Source organism: Pauljensenia sp. 20925_1_34 (genome assembly GCF_041432775.1).
Taxonomy (GTDB): Bacteria; Actinomycetota; Actinomycetes; order Actinomycetales; family Actinomycetaceae; genus Pauljensenia.
Window position 1 is genome coordinate 66,970 of the sequence record NZ_JAPWAG010000005.1, and the last position, 21,036, is coordinate 88,005.

Below are 21,036 nucleotides of genomic sequence, written 5' to 3' on the forward strand. Positions count from 1 at the left end.
CCGGGCTTCCGGTGGTCACCTTTCAGTGTAATCGTGTCAAGGCTGACAGCGGGGGAGGTGCTGGTCACAGGGAGCTGGGGGAATGGGGGATTGTGTGGATAGTGGGAGCCGGAGGGCTTGTCAGGCACTATGCTGTACTCATGGCTCATGAATATGTTTCTGTCCCGGCCGACGACACTGATGTCATTGGTATTCTCGCCTATTCGTCGCTGGCGTTTATGACGCGCCTGGCGAAGGACGGCGAGCAGGCTCCCACGTTCGAGGCGCACGTGGAGCACGCGCGCATGGCTGCGCAGTGTTTCGCGCTGTACCAGCAGCTGGAGGTGTGGAGCGAGCACCGTGACTTTGATCTGATGGAGGCCGCTGGTGCGTTTACGCGCGCGTATGACGATTTGGATGCGCGCACTCGTCCGACGACGTTCGCGGAGCGCTCGGTGAAGACCTTTATTACGCGCGGCATGCTCGGCGATATGTTGATCCGTGTTGCCCGAGTCCACGGCCTGTTTGAGGGGATTGAGGACGTGTGGCCCTTCGAGCAGGGGCATTGGGTGCGCGAGCATCTGGGGCCGCAGATTGAGGCGGACCCGCAGCTGGCGGATCGCCTGTCCCTGTGGGGTCGCCGCGTTGCCGGCGAGGCGCTGGGCCTCGTGCGCGCCACGCTGTTCACCTACCCGCAGCTCGCGATGACGCCGGACAACGTCGATGAGATCACGGAGTATGTCATCAAGCGTCACGGCGAGCGCATGAAGGACATTTACCTGAAGGCCTGAGCGGTCCGACGGGCATAGACGAGGCCGGGGAGCGCGAGCGGTTCAGTTCCGCAGTGTGCTCCCCGGCCTCGTGCGTCGGGTGGTGCGTCAGTGGATCGCGAAGCCGACGCGGCGCTCGGTCTTGCTGGCGATCTGCACGTAGCCGAGGGCCTGGGCGGGCACGAGGGTGCGCTGGCCCTTGGTGTCGGTGAGGTCGAGGACGCCATTGGCGGAGACGAGGGCCTCGTTGACCTTCGCCATGAGTTCGTTTTCGGTCATGTCGACGTCGAGGGCGAGCTGGCGCGTGTTGTCGCGGATGCCGATGAAGATCTCCATGATGACTCCTTGCTGGAAAATATCGTCAATGCCATCATATGTGCCACAGATGCGGGTGGGGTCTGTCAGTATTGCGTCATGAGCGAAATCAAGGTCAGGTTGCGGCGTCGCCCGGATGGTTGGTGGCGTCTGCCGCAGCTGAACGAGGCACAACGCGGGGTCGTCGATGCGGCGCGCGGCGCGGATGTGATCGCCCGTGGGGCCCCCGGTTCGGGGCGCAGCACGTGCGCGCTCGCGGTGTTCGAGCAGGCTGTGCGCGCGGGTGGCTCGGCCTTGATTCTGGCTCCTGATCGCACGCGCGCCGACGTGTTGACGCCGCGCGCGCAGGCGCTGGGCCCCGATGTGGTGCGTCCGGTGCGCACGCCCGCGTCTTTTGCGTATCAGGTGGTGGCCACGTGGCGCACGCAGCGCCTTGAGCCGTTGGAGGGCGTGGAGCTGGTGACGGGCGCGGCCCAGGATCAGCTTCTGGCGGAGCTGTTGCGCAGCGTGGAGGCGCCCTGGCCGGAGGATATCGGTGAGCAGATGCGTGCGATGCCGGCGTTTCGCGCGGAGCTTCGTAACCTGGTGGCGCGCGTGGGCGAGGCCGGGATGGACGCGGAGAAGCTGACGCAGGCCGGGGCGCGTTTTGGGCATCCCGAATGGGAGGGCGCGGGCGCGATCGTTGCTGCCCTGGAGGAGGGGCCACAGCGCTCCCCTGAGTACCCGCTGACCCTGCGCGTGGATCTGTCGCGTATTCAGTCCGTTGCTGCGGATCTTATTCGCGCGTGGGAGAGCGACGCGCCCGAGCGCGGCGTGCAGGCGCCCTGTCCGGTGCCCGACGTGGTGATCGTTGACGACCTGCAGGATTGCACGCCCTCGACCCTGACGCTGCTACGGGCGTGCCGGGACGCGGGCGCCCGCATCGTGGCGTTCTCGGATTCGGATGTGGCCGTGGCTGGGTATCGCGGGGGAGAGCCGCATCTGGATCGGCGGTTGGCCTCGGCGCTGGGGGTTGAGATCGCGGAGCTGGGGCAGGTGTATGAGACCTCGAAGCTCGTTCGTGACCTGGCGCGCCAGGCTTGCTCGCGTATCGCCCAGTCCGGCTCGCCGGCTCGGCGTGACGCCCAGGTCGCGGATGATGCGCCGGTGGGTGGCCTCGCCACGCACCTGGGGGCCACGCCCTCGCAGATGGGGGCGCTCATCGCCCGATCGTTGCGAGCCCACCACCTCCATGACGGTATCGACTTCACGGACCAGGTCGTCATCGTGCGCAGCTCCTCGATGGTTGCCGAGACGAGGCGTTACCTGGCTCGCGGTGGCGTCCCGCTGGCAGGGGGCGGACGCGCCTTTGACTTTGCGTCGCAGTCCACAACGCGACTGCTTCTCGACCTTGTCACGGTGCCGACGGGGGAGAGCGACACGGATGTGGCGTTGCGCCGGGAACTGGCCGAGCGCCTCCTGCCCTCGGCTCTCGTCGGAGCTGACGCCCTGGCAGTTCACCGGCTGCTGCGCCGCCTCAACGCTGCGCGTGCCCTGGCCGCTGAGGAGGCGGGCGACGAGACTGCGCCGATCCCGCTGACGGTGGCCGACCTCGTCGATGATCCTGAGACGTGGCGCGCGACGCTCGAGAAGGGAGCCGAGGCGCCGGGGCGGCGCGGGTGGAATGACCGCTCGCTCGCGCGGGCACTGACGAAGGCGGCAGCCATGTGGGAGATTGCCGCGTCGGGTGGGGAGCGTCCCCAGGAGCGCCTGTGGGCCCTGTGGGAGGCGTGCGGTGTCGGCGAAGACTGGCGCTCGCGGGCCATCCGATCCGACGAGGCCTCCGCGTGGTTCGACGATCAGCTGGACGCTGTCGTCGCACTCATGCGCGTTGCGGACGTGTGGGAGCAGCGCAACCCGGCTGGCTCGGCCGTGCAGTTTGCTTCCGAGCTGCTCTCGGGGTCGGTGCCGATCGACACGATCTCGCGCGTGGGCGTGCGCCCGGGCGGCGTCGAGGTTCTCACGCCCGCTCAGGCCATGGGGCGGCGCTGGCAGGTCGTGGTGCTCGCTGGCCTACAGGATGGGGCGTGGCCGAATATGCGGCTGCGCGACCGGATCCTGCGCGCCGACCTGCTGGCGGACGTGGGCGCGGGCCGCACAGTCGTGGGTGAGGATGGGCGTGAGGAACTCATCGACTCTACGCGGGCCGCGCGCCGAGCCGTGCTGGACGACGAGTATCGCCTGTTCGTGGCTGCTGTGACGCGATCGAGCCTCTTCGTGCACGCCGGTGCCGTGCGCTCGGAGGACGCCGCACCTTCCGCTTTCTTCGACCTGGTGGCGCGACTGGCGGGCACGCCGCGCGAGAACGGCGTCGTGCCGATTGATACGGTGGACGCGCCCTTGTCGCTGCCCGGCCACATCGCTGACCTGCGTGCGCGTGCGGCTTCGCCGGACGATCCGGTCGACGCTGAGCTTGCGGCCACGCTGCTGGCCCTGATGGCCCGCGAGGGCATCGCGTCCGCGCAGCCGGAGCGCTGGCTGGGCGCGGGTGGCACGCCCACGACGGACGAGGAGTTTCAGGGGGAGGTGAGGCTCTCCCCGTCTCAGTTCGAGCGCGCGCTGGCATGCCCGCTGTATTGGTTTTTGTCGACCATTGGCGCCGATGGGCCGTCGAACGCGGCAGCTAGCCTGGGTACTCTCGTGCACGCGCTGGCCGAGGAGAACCCGCACGGCAGCGCCGAGGAACTGACGGAGGCGCTGGAGGGGCGCATCGAGGAGCTGGGTTACAACCTGGATACCTGGGCGGGGCGTCACTCACAACGCCGCGCGCATGCCATCGTCGATAATCTCGCCTCCTACATCGTCGGCGTGCCCGGCCGGGTCGACGTCGAGCAGATGGTCGAGGCCCAGGTTGAGGGCGTGACCATCCGCGGTCGCATGGACCGCATGGAGCACGTCGATGAGGGGGTGCGCGTCACGGATCTGAAGACGGGTAAGAGCGGCTATTCGGCGAAGACTGTTCCGGACAACCCGCAGTTGGCGGCCTATCAGATGGCCCTGCTTGCTTCAGGCCAGAAGGTGGCGGGCGCCCGCATCGCGCTGCTTGGGGATAAGAAACCGAAAACTTTCGATCAGAAGCCCCTGGAGGGGGAGGAGCTGCACAAGTGGTACGAGGAGGTCCGCAAGGTAGCCGACGCCGCGCGCGGCCCCTACTTCCAGGCGACGCCCTCGGAGGAAGCGTGCCGGTACTGTTCCTTCGATCGGCTGTGTCCGGCGCGTGAGCGCGGCCGCAAGGTGGTGGAGTGACGTGGGAAAGGACAGCGCCATGAACCTGAGCGCGACGCAGATCCAGGCAATCGTCGACGCGACGAAGACGCCGACGCTGGAGCAGGTGCGCGTGGTCGAGGCCCCACGCCGCCCCCTCTTGGTTGTCGCGGGTGCCGGGTCGGGTAAGACCGAAACCATGTCGATGAGGGTGCTCTGGCTGTTGGCCAACCACCCGGACCTGACCCCGGCCTCGATCCTGGGCCTGACTTTCACGCGCAAGGCGGCCGGGGAGCTAGGCGACCGCCTGCGCGAGCGTATCCGACTGCTGTCACGAGAGATGCCGCAGATGCGCGAGCGTCTTGACGAAGACCCGGTGGCCCTGACATATAACTCCTTCGCGGAGCGCATCGTGTCCGAGCACGGGATGAGGATCGGCATCGATCCCGATTTTTCCATGCTTTCCGAGGCCGGCGCCCTCGACCTGATGACGCAGATCGTCGAGGCGTGGCCCACCGACCTGGACGAGGAGCTCCGGCCGATAGACGCGGTCCCGCAGGTCCTGCATCTTGCGGGCGAGCTGGCCGAGCACGGCTTCACGGTGGAGCGTGCGCGCGAGGCCTTGGAGGAGTTGGGTCGTGAGCTGTCCCAGGTGGGCGATACCAACCCGGAGGCACGCAACCTCCTGAGGGCCAACAGACGTCGTCTCGCATTCCTGGGCCCTATTGCGACCTATCAGCAGCGTAAACGTGAGATGGGCGTTCTCGATTTTTCGGATCAGCTGGTCCTGGCCACGCGCATCGTGCGCGAGGCACCCTCCGTGCGTGCCGCGCTGCGCGAGGAGTTCCGTGCGGTCCTCCTCGATGAGTTCCAGGACACGTCTGTCATCCAGATGGAGCTCCTCTCCACGCTGTTTGGGGATCACGCAGTCACTGCGGTGGGCGACCCGAATCAGGCGATTTACGGGTGGAGGGGGGCCTCGGCCTCGTCCCTGGAGACCTTCCTGGATCGTTTCCAGAGCGGAGCGCCCGAGGCCGGGCAGACCCTCACGCTGTCCACCGCGTGGCGTAACGACGTGTCGATTTTGGACGCGGCGAATCGCGTGGCAGCGCCGCTGCGTGAGGTGGCCTCCTATCAGCAGGGCAAGGACGCGCTCAAGGCACAGTCGCCGGTCCTGGTTCCCAGGAAGGGAGCGGGGCAGGGCACCGTAGAGATCGCCTACACGCAGGTGTATGAGGATGCGTTGGCCGCAACGGTGGACTTCGTGAAGCGCGTCCGTTCGCAAGCGACCAAGGATGGCAAGCGGCGCACAGTCGCCGTTCTGAGTCGGCGCCGCAAGGATTTCCCCTTTATTGACGCCGCTCTGCGCGAGGCCGGCATCCCGACGGAGATCGTGGGCCTGGGCGGGCTGCTGGACCAGCCCGCCGTGCAGGACGTGCGCGCGGCGCTGGAGTTGGCCTACGACGTGGCGGCCTCCCCGTGGCTGGCGCGCCTCTTGGCGGGCATTGACCTGGGGGCCACCGACCTGATCGCGCTGGGCGACAGGGCGCGCGCCTTGGCACGCGAGGAGGGGGTCAGCCCCCACCAGGCCGTTCTCCTGGACGCGGTGGACAACCCGCCCAACCCCGGGTGGGCTGTGGAGGGCCGCCCCGCGATCAGCGAGGAGGCTGCGCGCCGCGTGCGGTTGTTAGGTGAGCGTTTGCGCGCGGTGCGTGAGGGCGTTGGGCGCTCGATCACCGAGCAGGTTGAGCGTGCAATCCTCATCATGGGCACCCTGGACGACGTCATCGCGGACCCCCTGTCGATGGGGGGCCGAGCCGCGCTGGACGAGTTCATTGCGGTGACCGCCGCCTACGAGAAGGAGACGCCGGGCGCGTCGTTGGGGTCTTTCCTCGCGTACCTGCGCGTGGCCGACGAACGCGAGAAGGGGCTGGAGGCTCCCCTGGGCGAGCCGGACCCGAAGGCCGTCCAGATCTTGACGGTCCACGGTTCGAAGGGCCTGGAGTGGGACGGCGTCGCCGTCTTCGGCTTGAGCGACGGGGTGTTCCCCTCCCACGGCAAGGGCAAGAAATCCGTGTCGTGGCAGGACGATCCGCCCTACGAGAAGGCGTGGCTGACGGAGGGTGGGGATCTGCCCCACCCGCTGCGAGGGGACTACGCGGACCTGCCGCCTTTCGACCTGAATGTTGAGGGCGAGAAGAAGCCGTCGGCCGCCTATGAGAAGTGGATGAAGAAGGAGTACGGGCTTGCCGTCGGCGTGTACGCGGAGCGCGAGGAGCGCCGACTCGCCTACGTTGCGATGACGCGTGCGCGCAGCGCGCAGTTGCTGGTGGGCTCGTGGCTGTACCCGGGCAGCAGTGCGACGAAGTTTCCGGCGCGCTACCTCATGGAGGCCAGCTCCCAGCTCTTCGAGCACACGCCGGCGCCTTCCGAAGGCACAGTCGAGGCCCTGGACGATCGCGGCGTGTGGGGCAGCGGCGCGTGGCGAGACCTGGGCGTCGGCTCTGTCGCAGGTGACGGGACGTGCCTGATAGCTCCCGTCCCGGGGGAGGAAGAGCGTACGGCGCTGAGCGCGCCGACGGCCTCGGAAACGTTCCCGCCGGAGCCGGGCCCGTCGCGTCAACGGGTTGCGGCCGCGGCGGACGCTGTGCGCGCGCAGCTACGCGTGTTGGCCGAGGACCGCGACGTGTTCGAGGCCTTGGCGCAGATGGGTGATGACCCGTCGGTTCGGGACACGATTGCCCTGATCGAGGAGGACCGTCTGGGCCGGGAGGCGCCGGTCGTGGACCTGTGGGCCGAGCGCGTGCCCGCGACGTCAGTGTCGGCGATGCTCCAGGATGCGGATGAGTTTGCGCGCGATATGCGTCGGCCGATGCCAGTTAAACCCAGCTCGTTTTCCGCCCTGGGCACGGTGTTCCACGCGTGGGCGGAGCGCGAGCTGCACGTGGCGGGCGCGGATCCCGCGTCCGAGGCCGTGGACCCCTCTGCGGTCGTGCCCGGTGAGGATGGGGCGCTGGCGGGCGGTGACGACGGGGCAGACGAGGCCCTGCTGACGGTGAAGGAACGCGAGCTGCTCGAGAGGCTACGGGTGAACTTCCGCGCGTTCGTCGCGGGGGAGCTGGCCGGCTATCGGGCGGTGGCGATCGAAGAGGCGTTCTCCGTGGAGGTGGGCGGAGTGTCCGTCCAGGGTCGAATCGACGCGGTTTTTGAGCGTGTGAGCGGGGAGGGACCGCGCTTCCTGGTAGTCGACTGGAAGAGCGGTCAGCCGGTGACGGCCTCGACGAAGCCGGAGAAGCTGGCGTACTTCGCGACCCAGTTGCGCCTGTACCGACGTGCGTGGGCCGCTCGCATGGGCGTGGATGCGTCGGAGGTTGGCGCGATGGTCGCGTTCCTGGCGGGCCCGTCGCACTACACGCTCGAGGCCCTCGAGGAGATGCTGGGGAGTGCCGAGCAGTCGCTGGACGAGGCCGTGAAGGGGGCGCTGAGCTGACGGCGACGCAGCCGCCATGTCCGAGCGGAGGCAACACCCCGATTGTCGTTGGGGCAACGCGCTACAGGGATGTACGCCGGTCCTTCTCGATCACGGATGCCCAGTGAGAGTCACCCGCCTGAGCGTCACTCGATGTTTTCGAGATAGCACCGGACATCTGGTCGCACCACTTGTGCATGGTATCGCGGCGTCTCTTGGCGCCTGATTCGAGCTTGCTATAGCCGGAGTTGACGACCAAGAACCCCCAGTTGATGGCGCCCGACGGGAGAGTGATCTCGTCGACGGTTCCACGCAGGGTGTCGTGCCTGTCTTTGAGCCGAGTCATCTCTGCGGGGTCGCAGGCGAAGGATGCTGTCATGACTGGCGTTCCTCCTCGTCATCGGGGCGGAAGTAGAGGTTGTTGTCGGCGGCGTATTGGCGTGCGGTGTCCATGAGCTGGGGGTCTTGTTCGAAGCACACCACGGGATCCGGCCAGCGCTTGCCGTGGGCGGGAGGCTCCATACCGATGAGCGTGAAGGTCCCGACCTTCTCGAGGGTCGCGCTCTCTCCCAGCTTCAGTGTCGCATTCAGGTTGGGTGGCGCATTATCTCCGCCGACCCAATAGACAAGAATATCTGCTTCGGGGGTTCCATCAACGACTTGAGCGTCGGTTGAAAAGACTCTGAGATAGGGGAAGGAATCGATGAGCGGGTAGAGAATTGCCGTTCGAAGAGTGTAGATCGTGCCTGTGCATTGTTCCATGTTCTGTCCTTGTTCTCTGCCGGCGCATGCGCCAACGATGCTCACGGCTAAGACAGCCGTGCTTATCAAGGCAGCTGCGTGTCGGATCAGCTGTTTCATGAGGTGTCTCCAATCGCTGGGTATGGGGTGTACGAATAAACGTTCGAGGAGGGCGTGCGACTGCGGTCCCGTAGAGGGGGCGATCCGCTACCGGCAGGGGGCCAGCCGGTCGTGCTGGTGAGTCTGCCTTGATTCGCGGGCGTGATCCACTGTTAGCGGTCGTCTCGGCGATGTTGATCCCCTTCTTGACGTCTTTGAGTAAGTCCGCGCGCACAGGAGTGGCCGCGACGCAGCTGGGTGACTGCCTACGCGAACCCCTCATATGTTGGACGTTACATTGATGCTAATTGTCTCGGCTTCGTGTCGTGAGGTCGCTTCGTCTCGTGGGATGGTGCGACCTGCTTGGGAGTGTCAAGCGGGGGCGGGCTAGCGCCCCTTTTTATGCGATTTTTTGCGTGACATCTACCGAGGATTTCCACGATTCCAATTGTTAGCGCTATCATTCGTGCAATCTTGGTGTTTGACGTTCGTTAAGGTTATTAAATAAGCGTTGGTGTTAAACTGAAATTTCCCCTAGCCTTACCCCTGATGCGCTGGTAGCCTTGTCCTGTCAATTTCAATGATGAGTGATGGTACGTCAGAAACTGTCTGCCGTTGTGCGCTACAGAGAGGCAGCGCATGTCGGTTGTCAGCGCCTCGTGCCTCTAGTAGGAAGGAGCGCACGATGCGCCCCACTAACTCCAAGTTCCTCGCACTCGGTGCCACTGCCTCGGCCCTGGCGCTCCTCGCAGGCGCGTGCGCCTCGGGAGGCGGATCGACCAGCGGATCCGGTGGCGACCAGGTCCACCAGATGTACACCTGGGTCTCGACGGAAAACGACCGCGCTCAGTGGCAGTCCTTCGTGGATGCTGCCAAGGAGGCGAATCCGGACTTCACGCTGACCTTCGATGGTCCCTCCTTCAATGACTACTGGACCAAGGTCAAGACGCGCATGGTCGCCGGTGATGCGCCCTGCATCCTGACCACGCAGGCGGCTCGCGCCCAGGAGCTGTCCGGGGTTCTCGAGCCTCTCGACTCTTACATGGAGTCGGCGGGCATTAAGGCCTCTGACTACAACGCTGCGATGATGCAGGGCATGACGGTCGATGGCAAGGTTCTGGCCCTGCCCTACGACGCCGAGCCCGACGTCCTGTACTACAACCGTGAGATGTTCGAGCAGGCTGGACTGAGCATGCCCACCACCTCCTACACGACCGAGCAGTTCCTGTCGGACGCCAAGGCCCTGACTGGCGACGGCAAGTACGGCATCGCCGTCAAGCCGCTCCTCCTGGGCAACGCGGCCGGCGACTTCGGTATCGCCTTCGGCGGTCAGGTCTCCGCGGACGGCAAGAACACCCTGACGGATCCCAAGTTCGTTGAGGGCGTCCAGTTCGCCTTCGACCTGGTCCACAAGGAGCAGGTCGCGGTCGCTCCCAACGCTGCCGACAACGATGGCCCCGCGCAGACCGCCTTCACCTCCGGCACGGCCGCGATGATCGTGGACGGTCCGTGGATGTACGGTTCCTTCGAGAAGGAGCTGGGCGATAAGCTCGGTGTTGCGGTGCTGCCGACCCCGACGGGTCAGCCTCGCGCGGTCATCCAGGGCTCGGGCTTTGGCATCTCCAAGTCCTGCCCCGACAAGCAGGCTGCCTTCGATGTTCTCAAGCAGCTGGTGACCCCCGAGGTCATTGGTTCGGTCGCCGACAAGCAGGGCACCGTTCCTTCGGTCGAGTCCGCGATGGACAAGTGGGCTGCGAACAAGCCTGAAGACAGCGCCGAGGCCGTCAATGTCCTCCTCGAGAACGGCACCCCGCTGGTGACGACCACGACGTGGAACCAGATCAACACGTCGTTCCAGCAGTACTCGCCTGAGGGCTTCCGCGGCACGAAGACCGCCCAGGAGATCCTCTCCGACCTGCAGAACTCCGCCGGCTGAGTCCGGTTCATCATCGACGAGGCCGGGGTGGCCTGCTCGGGTTCCCCGGCCTCGTCGATTCAATCCATAGTCGTTAGCGCTAACGACGTTGTTTGGTGCTAACACAAGGATTCACTTTGTTTCCCGTGACGGAAAGGTGACACTGCTGATGAGCGTTGACACTGTGAAACCCGGCCGCGAGGCGGATCCGGGTGAGGCCAAGGCCTCCAAGCGCGCACAGAAGGTGCGCGACGAGGGCAGGCGCGGCGACGGCGTGCGCGCCCTCATCTATCTGGCCCCCGGCATGACCGGGTTCCTGCTGTTCATTGTCCTTCCCCTGATCGCGTCCCTCGTGATCTCATTCTTCGACTGGTCCCTCTTCGGGGGAGGCCGCTTCATCGGAATCGAGAACTACAAGCGCATGCTCTCGGGCGCAGACCCCGCCTTCTGGACGGTCATGCGCAATACCGTCGTGTTCGCCGCGTCCTACACGGCGCTGAACCTCGTGATTTCTATTGGCCTGAGCTACTGGCTCCAGCGCGTGCCCGAGTGGCTGAGCCGCATCCTGCGCGTCATTTTCTTCATCCCCGTCGTCACCCCGATGGTCGGGAACGCGCTCATCTGGAGGCTCCTGCTCTCCGATCACGGCGTGGTCAACTCCGCCCTCGGCGTCTTCGGGATCGAGCACATTCCCTTCCTCAACAACCCGACGCTGGCGATGTGTTCCCTGCTGATGATGAGCCTGTGGCAGGGCCTGGGTTACAACATCGTCGTCCTGACGGCTGGCTTGAATGGCCTGAACACCTCGGTGCTCGAGGCCGCCACGATCGACGGCTGCAATGGCGTCCAGCGCTTCTTCAAGGTCGTCTTCCCGATGATTTCCCCGACCGTCTTCTTCTGCACGGTCATGACGGTCATCGGAGCCTTCAAGGTCTTCGCGCAGCCCTACTTCCTGACTCTCGGCGGCCCGGGTGAAGCGACCAACACGATCGTGCTGTCCCTGTACCGCAACGGTTTCTCTTTTGACAAGCTCGGCTACGCGTCCGCGATGGCGTGGGTGCTCTTCGTGATCGTTATGACGGTGACGGCCCTGCAGTTCGCTGGCCAGAAGAAGTGGGTGAATTACGATGCATAACAAGAAGCGTCTTTCGACGATCGTTTCGGTCGTTCTGCTCAGTCTGATCGCTATCGGTTTCCTGTTCCCCTTCGTGTGGATGGTTGCGACTTCCCTGAAGCCCACGACCGAGGTCTTCACCTTGAGCCCGTCGGGCAGCCGAGTCGCCTGGGATAACTATCCCTCGGCTCTGAACTCGATTCCCTTCGGCCGGGTCGTCCTCAACTCGTTCATTGTGTCGCTGGCCGGCGCGGCCCTGGTGGTCGTCGTGTCGGTCCTGTCGGCCTACGCGTTCGCGCGTCTGCGCTTCAAGGGCCGCGAGCACCTCTTCATGCTGTTCCTGGGCACGCTCGTCCTGCCCCAGGAAGTCCTCGTGATCCCCCTGTACATCGGCATGCAGCGCATGGGCCTCGTGAACTCCTACTTCGCCCTCATCGTGCCCTTCGCGTTCGGCGCGTTCGGCGCGTTCCTGATCCGTCAGTTCCTCATGTCCCTGCCCCTCGAGTTCGAGGAAGCAGCCCGCATCGACGGGTGTAGCGACTGGCAGATCCTGACGAAGATCCTGCTGCCCCTGCTCAAGGCGCCGATCACGGTTGTTGGCGTGTTCGCGTTTATTGACTACTGGTCCGCGTTCCTGTGGCCCCTCATCGTGGTCAACGATTCGACGCTGGCGACGATCCCGCTGGGCCTGCAGATGTTCTCGGGTGAGCGCGGCACCGACTGGGGCCCGCTGATGGCGGCGGTGACGATGACGACGATCCCGTCGATCTTGCTGGTCGTGTTCCTGCAGAAGCAGCTGGAAAAGGGCGTCACCCTGGGCGCCTTCGGGGGACGGTGATGAGCGTGGAACATCGTGAAACGATCGACGAGTCCGCCCGCTGGGGCGCCCTGGCGCGCCCGACCCCGCAGTGGTTCGAGGACGCCCCCCTGGGCATCTTCGTCCACTGGGGTCCCTACTCGGTGCCCGCGTGGGCCGAGGACCACGGGGAGCTGGGTGTCGAGGAGGACTGGGAGGCCTGGTTCACCCACAATTCCTACGCTGAGTGGTACTTCAACACGATTCGTATTCCGGGTTCCCCGGCCGCGCAGCGCCACAAGGACCTGTACGGGTCGGCTTCGTACGACGCGTTCCTGGACGCGTGGGACCCCGACGCGTGGGATCCGGCCGAGTGGATGCGCCTGTTCCACCGGGCGGGCGCCGGATACGCGGTGCTGACGACGAAGCACCACGACGGCGTGACGCTGTGGGACGCTCCCGAGACGGGCACGCGCAACACCGTGCGCCGAGGTCCGTGCACCGATCTCGTGGCCGGCTTCGCGGATGCCGCGCGCAACGAGGGCCTGCGGGTTGGCCTGTACTACTCGGGCGGCCTGGACTGGCACTACCGTCCCCACCGCCCGATCCTGTCCGAGGATGACTGCAAGGATCTGTGCCGCCCCAAGGATGCGGACTACGCGCGCTACTGCTTCGTGCACGTGCGCGACCTGATCGACCGCTACGCCCCCGACGTCGTGTGGAACGACATCGATTGGCCAGACGAGGGGAAGAACTTCGGCCCCTACGGCCTGGGCACGCTCTTCGAGTACTTCTACGCGGCTCGCCCCGAGGGGGTCACGAACGACCGCTACGGCGGCGTTCACGCGGACTACCTGACCAGCGAATACCAGCACATGGGTGACTCGGAGACGAGCGGCAAGCCGTGGGAGAACTGCCGCGGTGTTGGCCTGTCGTTTGGCTACAACCGCGCAGAAGGTGAGCACCAGTACCTGAGTGGTGCTGGAGCGGTTCGCCACCTGGTGGACGTCGTCTCGCGTGGGGGCCGCCTCCTGCTCAACGTGGGCCCGAAGGCCGATGGCACGATCCCGCGCGAGCAGCGCGAGTGCCTGGAGGGCCTGGGGGCCTGGAACGACCTGTACGGATCGGAGCTGCGCGGCGTGCGGCCGCTGTCGGCCGCCGAAGTCGGCGCGCTCAGTGCTCACATGCGCGATGGCCAGGACGAGGCCTGGGTGCGTCTTCTGCCTCACGGCGACCATCTGGCCGTGGTGGCGGATGCCTCCGTGTCAGCAGTGTCGGGTCTGCCGCAGGGCTTCGACTACTCGCGCGCTACGTGCGCGACGCGGGGAGCCCTATGTTCCTGGGACGGTCAGCGGCTGGTCGTTGAAGCCGGTGACAATCCTCCGCGCGATGCTCGCGGGGATGCGCTTCCGCTTGTCGTCACCGCTCCTCGGGCGTGAGACGAGGTTGTCGGTGCGGGCATTGCCCGCGCCGACAACTTTTTTATACGAGCAGCGGTACAGTCGCCACGATCGTCGTCGCGATGGCGGGTGGGATAGGTGAGAACTCCCGTGCGAGGCGAGTAATATCGCAGAGAAAACGCGCTAACGAGACGGAAGTGACAGAGGCTCACTGTACGATAGTGACATCGATATGTGAGTGGGAGGAGGAACGTCATGAGCGCGCGAGTCGCCGTCAGCCAGCCAGTGCTTTCGTGGGCCCTCCAGCGCTCTGAGCGTACCTTCGAGGAAGCGCTGATGAAGTTCCCAAAACTTGGGGACTGGATGGACGGAAGCAGTCAGCCGACTCTTCATGATCTCGAAAAATTTGCGGCTTATACCCACACGTCTCTCGGTGCGCTCGTCATGCCTGAACCGCCCGATGAGACACTGCCTATCGCCGACATGCGTACCCATGAGAGTGCTGCTATCGAGCGGCCCTCTGGGAATCTTCTCGATACTATCAACCGTTATCAGCAATTCCAGGACTGGTACCACGATTACGCCCGTGAACAGGGAGCGGAAAAACTTCCGTTCCTAGGGTCAGCAAGCGTTCAGGATGCCCCGCGGGCAGTTGCTCGCCGTGTGCGTTCTCTCCTGCACCTTGATCATGTGTCGGCGACCGGAACCCAGCAATGGCGCCACGATATCGTCGCAGCGCTTGAAGATGCAGGTGTGCTTGTCATGAGGAGCGGTGTCGTCGGTGCGAGCAACACGAGGAAGCTCTCTACGCGGGAGTTCCGAGGATTTAGCCTCTACGACGACATTGCTCCCTTGATCTTCGTCAACGTCGCTGACGAACCGTATAGCGCACAGAACTTCACCCTCCTGCACGAGTTTGCTCACCTGCTTCTGGGCCACAGTGCGTTGTCTGGGGGCGACCGGTTGCTTGGTGGAACCGGTGAAGAGTCATGGTGTAATCGTGTCGCTGCATGTGTGTTGCTGCCTGACGAGACGCTGACGGCTTTCGACGAAGCGATAACTGTGCTGGATTACCGTGCGGTTGCGCGTCGCTTTGGCGTGTCCGCCGAGGTTGCACTCCACAGACTGCACGGAGTTCAGCGGATTGGTGACGAGCATTACCACGAGCTTCTCGAGGCGGTGCGCGCTGACTACGGTGACGAAAAGCGTCGCAATGGCGGCGGTAACTATTACAACACCCTCACCGCGCGTCTTGGGCGTTCATTTGCGACCGCGATTGTTACATCCACCCTGGAGGGGCGTACAGGATTCACGGAAAGTTTCCGTATGATCGGCACGCACAAGAGGGAAGTGTTCGACGAACTGGCGAGACATCTCCAGGTGGTGTGAGAGATGTACGTCCTGGACACGAACGTCTTCATCGATGCGGCAAATGCGTACTATGCGTTCGATCTGGCCCCCGGATATTGGGACTTTCTCGTCCGGCTATTCGTCTCTCAACACGCCGTGAGTATCAAGTCGGTGTACGACGAACTGGGTGACGCGGGCGACGGTGATCCTCTCAAGGACTGGGCGAAGCAGCATAAGCAACACTTTATCGCTCCCGACTTGCGTGTGGTGGCCTGCTACCAGCAGGTCATGGCGTGGGCAAAAGACAACTATGAGCCGTCGGCAGTCAGCGAGTTTCAACGCGTTGCGGACTCCTGGATCGTTGCGCACGCACTGGCAAACGGGTGGGTGGTCGTCACGCATGAAAAGTCGGCACCTAGGTCGAAGAGACGGATCAAGATTCCGGATGCATGTGCCGCGCTTGGGGTGGAGTGTCTCAATCCCTTCATGATGCTTCGCCAGCGAGGAATGAGCCTCGCCCTCTAGTTGCGTCAACACGCAGGAGTGTCCACCACTCCCGGCGTGGGGGTGACCTCCCTATGCGAGCATCGTCACGATGGTATCCAGAACTCATCGAGGTCGATGAAAGCCCTCAGGACTGGCTGTCTCGCTCGTCGCCGGGGAGGGCGAGGCCGTTGTCGGCGGCGTAGGTACGTGCAGTGTCGATGAGCTGGGGGTCCTGCTGGAAGCAGACCACCGGTGTCGACCAGCGCCTCTCCCCGGAGGACGGGAGCACGTCGATGAGAGTGAAGGTACCGACGTTGTCGAGGGTCGTACTCTCCCCGACCGTGAGGGTCTGATACATGCCCTCCGGCACGCTGACTCCATCGGACCAGCTCACGGTGAGCGTGGCGTGTGGCGCGTCGCCGGCAGCATCGGCCTTGATGCCCGTGAGCCGCAGGGGGCTGAACCCTTCGATGAGCTGATACCTGACCGCTGATTCAAGAACGTAGGTCGTGCCATCGCACGCAGGCAGGTCGCGTTCCTCGTTGGGCGACGAACACGCTCCAACGAGCGACGCGGCGAGTCCGATGGCGCAGGCGATCCGAAGGCCACGACTGATACGTGCGGACATGACATGACCCCCTGAGTGATGTCGACGGTTGGGGCGCTCGGGCGAGCGCAGCGGTGAAGCCGGTTACAGGTACTTCTTGAAGGTTGTCTTGATCGCGAGCATGGTGTCGATCATCCAGTCAAAGTGCTCACTCCACCGGTCCCTGTCGTCGAATGATACGTTCTTATGGACGATGATGCGGCTCGCTTTGCGGTTCGGGAGCTCCCGCCAATCAAAGCTCAGGCCAGCCTCGGCTTCAATCGTCTCCCTCATGGCGTAGAGCGAGCGGAACAGATCCTTATCCTGATCGATGTACAGCTCGACACTCACCTCGCTTCGCTTGTGGACCTGTGACGCTTCGATATGGCACTGAGACGAGCCGATGGCGAAACTCATCCAATAGTCCTTCGAGGGCTTGCGACGGCGGAAGTTGTGCGAAAAGCGTGTGTCCTGAACGGCATAGTCCTGGAATGCAGCCCAGTAGTCGTAGCGTAGCTGCTGGCCCGCATCCGGTGACGTCGCCTTCTTGACTTCCTTGGTCCAATCGTTGGGTCGTTCGACAACCTCGAATTTCACGGCCGGATCGGAGGAACCGATGCGAAACAGCTTGATTTCGCACAGGAAGAAACCGATGTGCTCGTCGGTGTGGTTGTTGAGCCATTCGACCGCGGCTCGATGCTCCTCGCGCGCGCGTTTAACGAGCCAGACGATCACATCCGCTGACTTCCCGGACGCGTAGGTGATCAGCTTTCCGAGGTGGTCGTGATCGGTGTCTTCCAGCTGGTTCTCGATGATAATTGTTCTGTCCGTGCCGGTCTCCGACGCGAAAATATCGACGTTGAAATCGCCGACGCAGGACTCTATCTCGTCGACCGTCATGTCAATCTCGATGGCGTCAGAGAGGAGGGCCATGTTCTCGTCCTGCGCGAGCCACGGGGTGAAATCGAGTGCCTCATGGGGCCATACCGTTCGCAAGTCGCGTATCTCTTCGAGCCTGCTCAGAGCGACCATCGTGTGATTCCTTGTCGTGTTATACCTGCGAACCCGTTGCGCGGCCGCTGTGGTTGTTCATGGGAAGGACGCGGCGTATCGGCGCCCCGGAGAGATCAGAGGGAGGTGAGGCGGTCATCCTTGATGACCTCTGCCCAGGTTGCATCTGCTTGCTCGGACTCGCGGGAGGTCGCCTCAATGGCCTCGGACATGCGGGTGCACCACTCCTGCATGATCTCGCGACGGTCATTGCAATCCTGCCCCAGCTCCTTGTACGCGCCACGCACGACGGAAAAGCCCCACGCGGCTCCTTTCGGCGGCACGACGACCCTTTCCAAGTCGGAACGCAGCTCCTCATGCCTGGCGATCAACGCCCTCATTTCGTCCGTGTCGCACGCGAAACCCTTGCTCATGAGTGACTCCCATCGTCGATCGTGTCGGGGAAGAACAGGCCGTTGGCTCCAGCGTATCGGCGCGCCGTCTCGATGAGGCGCGGATCGGGTTCGAAGAGAATGACCGGCCGTGGGAACATGTCGCCGTCGAGGGGTGCTTCCATGTCGACCAGGGTAAAGCTCCCGACGTTGCTGAGCGACGCGGACTCCCCCTGGGCCAGTTCCGCGCGCATCCCGGGAGGGGGAGTGCCCACGCCGGGCTTCCATGTGACCGCGAGCGTGACGCGGGGAATCCCGTCTGTGATCTCCGAGCGAAGAATGCTCATGGCCGGCTCGCCGAATCCGTCGATCAGGCCGCAACGAACGGCGTGACCGGGGATGATCCACCGGCGGTCCTGGTGAGTCATGTTCTGCCTATCGTGTCGGGGTGGAAGTGCTGGGGGAGCGGCGACACTCTCAGGCGAGAAGTGCGCCCTGCGCGCGGTGCCGCGTTATTTGACGGCACCGAGGGTGACGTTTCCGTAGTACTCTCCGAAATCCTCCCAGGAGATGGTGAATTCCCCGTTGGGGGTCGCGCTTCCCGTCTCCGAGACCGTGTTGGTACCGTGCGGATTGACGAGCGTGAGGCCCGACGAATCGGCGTGTGTGACCACGTAGGAGTGTCCTCGGTAGATGTCGATGCGCGTCTCCTGCCCGTTGGGCAGTGTCACATCCACGGGGGCGGTTCGGTTCTCGAACGCGTCGCTGCACTCCGTGTTGGCGATGGTGGGCTGCCCGCTGTTGGCGGCCTCGATGATCGTCTGTTGTTCGCTGGCGTCGTAGCCGCTTCCAAAGCCGAAGAAGCCGTCCCCGTGAACCGTGGATGTTCCCTGACCGGTGACGCGAGGGAGAGCCTGGCGGGGGTAACCGGCCGCTATCCCGCTTTCAAAGAAGGTTGACCTGTTGACTCCGCCCGGGTGGAGCTGGGAAAACGCCTTTTCGTACAGGGAGATGACGCCCGCAGACCCGCTGGAACGCGCTCCGTTGGCGTACGTGTCTCGCACCAGGACTTCCGTGGAGGAACCGGAGGAGAAGAAGCCGGGCTTGTCGTAGACCGTGACGATGTAGCCGTCGATCGTTCCGTCTTGGTTGTAGTGCGGCCGAATGCCGTCGGCGAGGAGGGCCTGTCCCTCGGGGGAGTTCATGACGGCCATCAGCGATGCCAGGTAGTAGCAGTCACCGATGCTTCCCTGAGCGATTGCGCGCAGGTCGAAGCCGCCCTCTCGCATGGCCTTGATTTCGGCGTTGATCCTGTCAATGTCGCGCTCGCTGAGACGCTCCGTGCGGGAGGGGTCGAAGAAGCCACCCGCGAACTTTGACTTCTTCGCGACGGGTTCGATCGACAGAGCCTGTTGCAGGCTGAGGGCGAGGTCCTCGGCCTCTTGCTTGAGCCTGTTGTAGCGCTCCCTGTACTCGCCCTGGAGGGTGCGCGCTTCGGTGAGGAGGGAAAAGTACGCGTTAATGCGCTGCACGGCGGGAGTGTGCTCGAACGCATCGTCGAGCTTTTGCGCGGCGGGACGCAGGGTGTTCTCCACGTAGTTATGCATGGCGCGTACGTTCCACGAGTAGGATTCGACGTCGTTGGCCGCGCAGGTCATGCCTTCGTTGAAATGGATCATGCGGCTGCGCGCTCGCTGCTGGGATTCCAGGTAGTCGAGGTGCGCGTGGCCCTTCCATGTCGAGATGGACGACGGGATACGTGACACTGCCTGCTCGATGGTGTCTGCTTCCGTGGCGCTTGCGTGCAGGGCCTGCGCGACCGATGCGATGGAATCTGCGTTACCGGGGGCCCCAGGGATCATGGATGAAAACCAAGTCATGGCGCGTCCTTTCTCGCCAACCGTGGTGTCCTCGCGACCGACAATAGCCGCAGCAGTGATGCGCGTCAATCACTTTGTGGTGCGAGATGCGTGCGGGAGGCGCGTCCGTGCCGCGACGCGTCCCTCACCGACGCGAGGGGTTCACCAACGGCGCTGCGCAAGCGTCACGAGAACGAGGGCCAGCAGGATCGCTCCGATGGCGCGGCGCATCTGCGCCTGTGTGCTCATCGCAAGTAGGAGAGCGCCCAACCCGACGCCCGTCAGCACCGACGGGATGAGTCGTCGCAGGGCCGCCGTGTTTGCGTCTCGGCGGTATGCCCACAGCGCGATGGCGTCGCCAATGAGGAGGAGGGCCAGCATGACGCCGGTCGATTCCTTCGCGGGCAGGCCGCGCACCCCGGGAACGAGCGAGTAGGCCCTGCGCCCCGGGCAGCTTCGATAGAAGAAAGGGTGCGGAGGCAACGTCGTTGTTGCCTCCGCACCCCCATGGCACGCGCGCTGGTGAGGTTCGCGCGCACTAGCTCACTGACCCAGCAGCGTGCCCAACACGTAGTCGCGCGCGATGTGCGCGTACTCAAGTGGGGGAGCGATCTTCGGGTCCTGCTCGGCCTCAACCAGGATCCAGCCCTTGTAGCCGTGCTCGACCAGGAAGCGGTAGGGCTCGGTGAAGTCGATGGTGCCGTCGCCGGGCACGGTGAACATGCCGGCCAGGAACGAATCGAGGAAGGAGCGCTTGGCCTCGCGGGACTCCTCCATCTTGGCGGGGCGCACGTCCTTGAAGTGCACGTGCTTGATGCGGTCGATCGCGCCGCGCAGCAGGCCCATGACGTCGCCGTCGCCCACGTAGGCGTGGCCCGTGTCGAAGAGCAGGGAGACCTTGTCCGGGTCGGTCAGCTCGAGCAGGCGCAGGGTCTCGTCCTTCGTCTGGACGACGGTGCCCAGGTGGTGGTGGTAGACCAGATCGAGGCTGTACTCGTGGGCGATTTCGCCAAGCTTGTTCAGGCCAGCGGCGAGAATCGGCCATTCCTCATCCTTGAGGACGGGCTTGTTCTCGAAGATGCAGATATCGCGGATGCCTTGCACAGAGCCGGTCTGCTCGGAGACCACGACGCGTGTGGCACCCAGGAACTGCAGGTATTCGCAGGTGGCGCGGAAGTCTGGGATGACGGCCTCAACGCCGTCGCGGACGATGAAGGAGGAGAACCACTGGGCGACGATTGTCAGGCCGGCAGCATCAGCCTTTTCCTTCGTCTCTTCCTTCGAGGGGTACCAGCCGGCGACCTCGGTGCCTGCGAAACCGGCCTCGGCCAGGTCATCGAACATGATGTCGATGGTGTTCCATTCGCCGACCTCGGGAATGTCGTCGTTACGCCACGCAATCGGGTGCATGCCCCATGTGATGCCGTTCGGGTCGAAGATCGCGGTTGCGGGATCGTAGACGTGAGTCATTGCAGCTCTCCTATGAGTCGCGGTTGTAAACATCGGCGAGAAGTGCCGGTGCCGCTATTCTA

19 protein-coding genes are annotated in these 21,036 nt (G+C 64.3%); 9 read left to right on the forward strand and 10 right to left on the reverse strand.

Translation table 11 applies throughout. From position 1 onward, the window contains the following. Positions 1 to 140: 140 nt before the first annotated feature. Entirely contained in the window at positions 141 to 770 is a 630-nt protein-coding gene (locus O3669_RS03460) for a ferritin-like fold-containing protein (RefSeq protein WP_315281117.1), read from the forward strand. Positions 771 to 857: 87 nt separating this feature from the next. On the opposite strand, the gene O3669_RS03465 is transcribed toward O3669_RS03460, so the two are convergent. Beyond that, on the reverse strand, positions 858 to 1,085 hold the full coding sequence (locus O3669_RS03465) for a DUF3107 domain-containing protein (RefSeq protein ID WP_315281118.1): 228 nt from the start codon (positions 1,083 to 1,085) through the stop codon (positions 858 to 860). A 78-nt stretch (positions 1,086 to 1,163) separates the two neighbouring features. Between O3669_RS03465 and O3669_RS03470 the strand changes: the two genes are divergently transcribed. Together O3669_RS03470 and O3669_RS03475 are read left to right on the forward strand one after the other, a co-directional pair. Beyond that, positions 1,164 to 4,349 carry a PD-(D/E)XK nuclease family protein gene (locus O3669_RS03470; RefSeq protein ID WP_371523652.1) on the forward strand — a complete coding sequence of 1,062 codons (3,186 nt, stop codon included), beginning with the start codon at positions 1,164 to 1,166 and terminating at the stop codon, positions 4,347 to 4,349. A 19-nt stretch (positions 4,350 to 4,368) separates the two neighbouring features. Then, a complete protein-coding gene (locus O3669_RS03475) occupies positions 4,369 to 7,797 on the forward strand; it encodes a UvrD-helicase domain-containing protein (protein WP_371523698.1) in 3,429 nt (1,142 codons plus the stop codon). Positions 7,798 to 7,858: 61 nt separating this feature from the next. Here the strand turns inward: O3669_RS03475 and O3669_RS03480 are convergent, their stop codons facing one another. Beyond that, a complete protein-coding gene (locus O3669_RS03480; RefSeq protein ID WP_371523654.1) occupies positions 7,859 to 8,155 on the reverse strand; it encodes a hypothetical protein in 297 nt (98 codons plus the stop codon). Next, complete coding sequence (locus O3669_RS03485; protein WP_371523655.1) at positions 8,152 to 8,538, reverse strand: hypothetical protein; 387 nt, start codon at positions 8,536 to 8,538, stop codon at positions 8,152 to 8,154. The genes O3669_RS03480 and O3669_RS03485 overlap by 4 nt, the downstream gene beginning before the upstream one ends. Positions 8,539 to 9,301: 763 nt before the next feature. Here O3669_RS03485 and O3669_RS03490 point away from each other — a divergent pair. The 6 genes from O3669_RS03490 (at position 9,302) to O3669_RS03515 (ending at position 15,716) form a co-directional block, all read left to right on the forward strand. After that, complete coding sequence (locus O3669_RS03490; RefSeq protein WP_371523656.1) at positions 9,302 to 10,552, forward strand: ABC transporter substrate-binding protein; 1,251 nt, start codon at positions 9,302 to 9,304, stop codon at positions 10,550 to 10,552. A gap of 148 nt (positions 10,553 to 10,700) precedes the next feature. After that, positions 10,701 to 11,666 carry a carbohydrate ABC transporter permease gene (locus O3669_RS03495; protein ID WP_371523657.1) on the forward strand — a complete coding sequence of 322 codons (966 nt, stop codon included), beginning with the start codon at positions 10,701 to 10,703 and terminating at the stop codon, positions 11,664 to 11,666. After that, positions 11,659 to 12,483 (forward strand): carbohydrate ABC transporter permease, encoded by an 825-nt coding sequence (locus tag O3669_RS03500; protein WP_371523658.1) that lies wholly within the window; start codon positions 11,659 to 11,661, stop codon positions 12,481 to 12,483. Before O3669_RS03495 ends, O3669_RS03500 begins: the two co-directional genes overlap by 8 nt. Continuing rightward, positions 12,483 to 13,880: an alpha-L-fucosidase gene (locus O3669_RS03505; RefSeq protein ID WP_371523660.1), complete on the forward strand. Its 1,398-nt coding sequence runs from the start codon at positions 12,483 to 12,485 to the stop codon at positions 13,878 to 13,880. The genes O3669_RS03500 and O3669_RS03505 overlap by 1 nt, the downstream gene beginning before the upstream one ends. A 216-nt stretch (positions 13,881 to 14,096) precedes the next feature. Beyond that, positions 14,097 to 15,230 (forward strand): ImmA/IrrE family metallo-endopeptidase, encoded by a 1,134-nt coding sequence (locus O3669_RS03510; RefSeq protein WP_371523661.1) that lies wholly within the window; start codon positions 14,097 to 14,099, stop codon positions 15,228 to 15,230. A gap of 3 nt (positions 15,231 to 15,233) precedes the next feature. Then, positions 15,234 to 15,716, forward strand: a complete 483-nt coding sequence (locus tag O3669_RS03515; protein ID WP_314768745.1) for a DUF4411 family protein — start codon at positions 15,234 to 15,236, stop codon at positions 15,714 to 15,716. Between the two features lie 106 nt (positions 15,717 to 15,822). Here the strand turns inward: O3669_RS03515 and O3669_RS03520 are convergent, their stop codons facing one another. From O3669_RS03520 to iolE, 7 genes are all read right to left on the reverse strand, one after another. After that, positions 15,823 to 16,305: a hypothetical protein gene (locus tag O3669_RS03520; protein WP_371523662.1), complete on the reverse strand. Its 483-nt coding sequence runs from the start codon at positions 16,303 to 16,305 to the stop codon at positions 15,823 to 15,825. A 63-nt stretch (positions 16,306 to 16,368) separates the two neighbouring features. Beyond that, on the reverse strand, positions 16,369 to 17,295 hold the full coding sequence (locus tag O3669_RS03525; RefSeq protein ID WP_371523664.1) for a DUF4268 domain-containing protein: 927 nt from the start codon (positions 17,293 to 17,295) through the stop codon (positions 16,369 to 16,371). A gap of 95 nt (positions 17,296 to 17,390) precedes the next feature. Beyond that, the gene (locus tag O3669_RS03530; RefSeq protein ID WP_371523666.1) at positions 17,391 to 17,687 is read right to left on the reverse strand and encodes a hypothetical protein; all 297 of its coding nucleotides are present in this window, start codon (positions 17,685 to 17,687) and stop codon (positions 17,391 to 17,393) included. Beyond that, positions 17,684 to 18,073, reverse strand: a complete 390-nt coding sequence (locus O3669_RS03535) for a hypothetical protein (RefSeq protein WP_371523668.1) — start codon at positions 18,071 to 18,073, stop codon at positions 17,684 to 17,686. The genes O3669_RS03530 and O3669_RS03535 overlap by 4 nt, the downstream gene beginning before the upstream one ends. An 84-nt stretch (positions 18,074 to 18,157) precedes the next feature. Further along, entirely contained in the window at positions 18,158 to 19,525 is a 1,368-nt protein-coding gene (locus O3669_RS03540) for a hypothetical protein (RefSeq protein WP_371523669.1), read from the reverse strand. A gap of 141 nt (positions 19,526 to 19,666) precedes the next feature. Further along, entirely contained in the window at positions 19,667 to 19,987 is a 321-nt protein-coding gene (locus O3669_RS03545; RefSeq protein ID WP_371523670.1) for a TSUP family transporter, read from the reverse strand. 60 nt (positions 19,988 to 20,047) lie between these two features. Next, positions 20,048 to 20,974: a myo-inosose-2 dehydratase gene (iolE, locus tag O3669_RS03550; protein WP_315281147.1), complete on the reverse strand. Its 927-nt coding sequence runs from the start codon at positions 20,972 to 20,974 to the stop codon at positions 20,048 to 20,050. Positions 20,975 to 21,036: the final 62 nt, after the last annotated feature.

Coding starts and splice junctions, on each gene's coding strand:
- O3669_RS03460 (WP_315281117.1), top strand. CDS start 141: ATGGCTCATGAATATGTTTCTGTCCCGGCCGACGACACTGATGTCATT.
- O3669_RS03465 (WP_315281118.1), bottom strand. CDS start 1,085: ATGGAGATCTTCATCGGCATCCGCGACAACACGCGCCAGCTCGCCCTC.
- O3669_RS03470 (WP_371523652.1), top strand. CDS start 1,164: ATGAGCGAAATCAAGGTCAGGTTGCGGCGTCGCCCGGATGGTTGGTGG.
- O3669_RS03475 (WP_371523698.1), top strand. CDS start 4,369: ATGAACCTGAGCGCGACGCAGATCCAGGCAATCGTCGACGCGACGAAG.
- O3669_RS03480 (WP_371523654.1), bottom strand. CDS start 8,155: ATGACAGCATCCTTCGCCTGCGACCCCGCAGAGATGACTCGGCTCAAA.
- O3669_RS03485 (WP_371523655.1), bottom strand. CDS start 8,538: ATGGAACAATGCACAGGCACGATCTACACTCTTCGAACGGCAATTCTC.
- O3669_RS03490 (WP_371523656.1), top strand. CDS start 9,302: ATGCGCCCCACTAACTCCAAGTTCCTCGCACTCGGTGCCACTGCCTCG.
- O3669_RS03495 (WP_371523657.1), top strand. CDS start 10,701: ATGAGCGTTGACACTGTGAAACCCGGCCGCGAGGCGGATCCGGGTGAG.
- O3669_RS03500 (WP_371523658.1), top strand. CDS start 11,659: ATGCATAACAAGAAGCGTCTTTCGACGATCGTTTCGGTCGTTCTGCTC.
- O3669_RS03505 (WP_371523660.1), top strand. CDS start 12,483: ATGAGCGTGGAACATCGTGAAACGATCGACGAGTCCGCCCGCTGGGGC.
- O3669_RS03510 (WP_371523661.1), top strand. CDS start 14,097: ATGAGCGCGCGAGTCGCCGTCAGCCAGCCAGTGCTTTCGTGGGCCCTC.
- O3669_RS03515 (WP_314768745.1), top strand. CDS start 15,234: ATGTACGTCCTGGACACGAACGTCTTCATCGATGCGGCAAATGCGTAC.
- O3669_RS03520 (WP_371523662.1), bottom strand. CDS start 16,305: ATGTCCGCACGTATCAGTCGTGGCCTTCGGATCGCCTGCGCCATCGGA.
- O3669_RS03525 (WP_371523664.1), bottom strand. CDS start 17,295: ATGGTCGCTCTGAGCAGGCTCGAAGAGATACGCGACTTGCGAACGGTA.
- O3669_RS03530 (WP_371523666.1), bottom strand. CDS start 17,687: ATGAGCAAGGGTTTCGCGTGCGACACGGACGAAATGAGGGCGTTGATC.
- O3669_RS03535 (WP_371523668.1), bottom strand. CDS start 18,073: ATGACTCACCAGGACCGCCGGTGGATCATCCCCGGTCACGCCGTTCGT.
- O3669_RS03540 (WP_371523669.1), bottom strand. CDS start 19,525: ATGACTTGGTTTTCATCCATGATCCCTGGGGCCCCCGGTAACGCAGAT.
- iolE (WP_315281147.1), bottom strand. CDS start 20,974: ATGACTCACGTCTACGATCCCGCAACCGCGATCTTCGACCCGAACGGC.